Here is a 3,036-nt window from a genome sequence, read left to right as displayed (position 1 = left end):
AGCGCCGCGGCGGGTCCTGCCCGGCCAGGACCAGCAGGTTCTCGCTGTTACGGCGCATACGGGTGGCCAGGTGGTCCAGCTTGAACAGGTTCGCCAGCCGGCTCTCGTCCTGCTCGCCCTGCTCCAGCCCGTCGATCAGGGTGATCTGCCGCTCCACCAGCGTCTGACTGCGACGCGACAGGTTGACGAACATCGCGTTGACGTTGCTACGAAGCCTGGACTCCTCACCGGCCAGCCGCACGGCCTCCCGGTGAACCTCGTCGAACGCCCGCGCGACTTCCCCGATCTCGTCGTCGGAGACCACGCCGATCGGCTCGACCTCCGGAAGGCCCGTCGCCTCGGACTCGCGAAGCTGCTGGACCGTCTCCGGCAGGCGGCGGCCGGCGATGAACAGGGCCTCCCTGCGCAGCCTGCGCAGCGGGCCGCTCAGCGAGCGGGCCATGAGCGCGGTGACCACGAGGACGAGGATGAGCAGGACGGCGATGGCGATCGCGATGAACCAGGCGCTCTGCTGCTCGGCGCCCTGCAGGGCGCTGCTGCGCAGCAGGATCGACTCGGAGACCTGCTGCTCGACCTTGCGCATGCCGTCGATGGTCTTGGTGACGGCCTCGAACCACGCCTTGCCGTCGCGGTTGAGCCCGAGCTGGGTGTCCACCAGCCGCCGGCCGGCGTCCTGCAGGAACAGCGCCCGGGCCTGGAGGAACTCGGCCGTGTCCACGGCCTCGCCACTGACGGTGTCGTCGTAGGCCTGGCGCAGGTTCAGCGGCACCTGGGCCCTGTACGCGGCCAGCTCGCTGTTGCGCTGGGCGCGGGCGGCGATGAAGTCGTCCAGCTGCTCCTTGGCGAAGCGTCCCGACGCCAGCGCGGAGGTGAGGAGCGCGCGCTGCGTGGAGACGTCCTGCTTGGCCCGGGACAGGGCGGCGAAGCCGGAGACGCTGTCGGCCAGCTCCTTGTCGACGGCACCTTGGTCGATGCTGTCGTTGAGCGAGATGAAGTCCGAGATGCTCCGGTCGTACAGCCCGATGACGGAGCGGACGTCCAGTTCCGACGACACGGCGAGCTTGCGCGACTGGTCCAGTTCGTCCAGGCGGCTCTTGATGCTCACGGCCTGGGCGCGCTGCGGGCTGTCCGAGGCGGCGATGGCGTCCACGCCGGCACGGACGTTGTCGCGTAGCTTGTTGACCGTGGTGTATTGGGCGTCGACGTCGCCCTTGTCCTGGGCCCGGCGTCCGAGGGCGACGAAGCTGGCGGTGAGGTCGCGTTCCAGCTCGACCTCATGGGCGAGCGCGGTGAGCTGGCTCGCCAGGTTGGCGACGTCCTTGACCCGCTCGTACTCGGTGGCGCTGCTGATCGAGGTGGCTACGCGGAAGCCGCCGAGGACCAGGGCCGCCAAGGTGGGAATGACGACCAGTACGAGCAGCTTCGAGCGCACACGCCAGTTGCGCAGCGCGAAGCCGCCCGACTTCTTCGCACGCCCGGCACGTGCTGGGGGCTTTGACTTGGCATGAAGCGCCGCTTGAGCGGGCGCCTCAGCTGTTAAGCCGGGATCCCCACCTGCTGGGGGGAATGCGTTCCTCACTGGCCTCCGCAACCTCTCCTCTGATGGTCTGGTGCAAGAGGATCACGTCATGCATGTGTTTGCCGTGTGACGCCGACGCACCCATGGGGCGAGAGCTTATTTGAGCACAACAACATGAGATCGGCCAATACCGCAAAGGTCGCAGTCAACCCATCTCTTCGCAGAACATCCCAAACCCGACATACACCACACAGCCCTGGTGGACGCCAGGCCGTCACCTCCCTGATTCGGACATTCATCCCAAACATACCTGGTGATCACGTTTTCCACATATATATTGTTAATTTCTAGAACCGGGGGACCATGCGCAAGAGTTAGCTGCGCTAGGGTGCGACCGTCGTCGATCACCCCCCCCCCGTTCGAAGGAGACGCGACATGAGGTTCGGTGCACTAGGGCGCACCGCCCTGATTGGACTTGTGGCCACCCTTGTCATTACGGGGTGTTCCAGCTCAGATAGCAAGACCGGAGGCACTACCAATGCCGGTGGTCTTGAGAAGACAGACCTCCTGATCGGCGAGTACCCCGGGGCGGACGCTGCCCCGCTGTTCATCGCGATCGAGCGCGGCTTCTTCAAGGAGCAGGGCCTCAACGTCAAGACAGAGGCCATTCAGGCTCCGCAGGCGGTACTGGGCAAGCTGGCCAACGGCAGCATGGACGTCGTGCTGGGCAGCTACCCGACCATCCTGTTCATTCAGAGCGACCCCAAGAACCCCCGCTTCAAGTACATCGCCGACTCCTACCAGGGAGCCGCGGGCGCTTTCGGCATCATGGTGCCGAAGGACTCGCCCATCAAGCAGGTGTCCGATCTCAAGGGCAAGAAGATCGCCACCAACGCGCTCAAGGGTCTCGGTGTTCTCACCATGAACCCGCATCTCAAGATCGCCGGCCTGGACCCGGACAAGGACGTCACCTACGTGGAGATGCCCACCACGGCCCAGATCGCGGCCTTGGGCAAGGGTGACGTGGACGCCGTCTGGATGACCGACCCCAACGTCAGCCAGGCCAAGAAGGACGTCGGCGCGACCATGCTGCTCGACACCATGTCCGGACCGACGGAGAACCTGCCGATCACGGGCTGGGCGGCCACCGAGAAGTGGATCGCGGACAACCCGAAGACCATGGCAGCCTTCCAGAAGGCGATGGCGAAGGCTCAGAACATCGCGGCCACCGACCGTGCCGCCGTGACGAAGATCCTTCCGACGTTCACCCAGATGAAGCCGGAGACCGCGGCCTCCATCAACCTCGGCAACTACCCGACCAGCCTGAGCGCCCAGCGCATCCAGCGGGTCGCGGACCTGATGCTCGAGTACAAGTTCATCACCACGAAGATCGACGTCAACTCGATGATCGTTCAGTCGCAGGGATGACGTCTGTCGGAACACTGGCGCGCGGCGGGAGTTCCTCACTCGCCCGCGCCAGGCTCGGAAAGCTGGCCCGCCACGCCATCGGCGTGGCG

General features: G+C 65.6%; 2 protein-coding genes. One reads left to right on the top strand and one right to left on the bottom strand.

Features of this window, described 5'->3' with window-relative positions; all coding sequences use genetic code 11:
- On the bottom strand, window positions 1–1,432 hold a 1,432-nt coding region (locus KME77_RS12350), incomplete at its 3' end, for a nitrate- and nitrite sensing domain-containing protein (RefSeq protein ID WP_219466013.1).
- 564 nt (window positions 1,433–1,996) lie between these two features.
- Between KME77_RS12350 and KME77_RS12345 the strand changes: the two genes are divergently transcribed.
- Window positions 1,997–2,947, top strand: coding sequence for an ABC transporter substrate-binding protein (locus KME77_RS12345; RefSeq protein WP_219466012.1), 951 nt, complete (start codon window positions 1,997–1,999; stop codon window positions 2,945–2,947).
- Window positions 2,948–3,036 lie beyond the last annotated feature (89 nt).

Source organism: Nonomuraea rhizosphaerae, from assembly GCF_019396405.1.
In the GTDB taxonomy this organism is placed as follows: Bacteria; Actinomycetota; Actinomycetes; order Streptosporangiales; family Streptosporangiaceae; genus Nonomuraea; species Nonomuraea rhizosphaerae.
The sequence above is the reverse complement of the archived record's forward strand: the minus strand, read 5'-3'. Positions and strand labels throughout refer to the sequence as shown.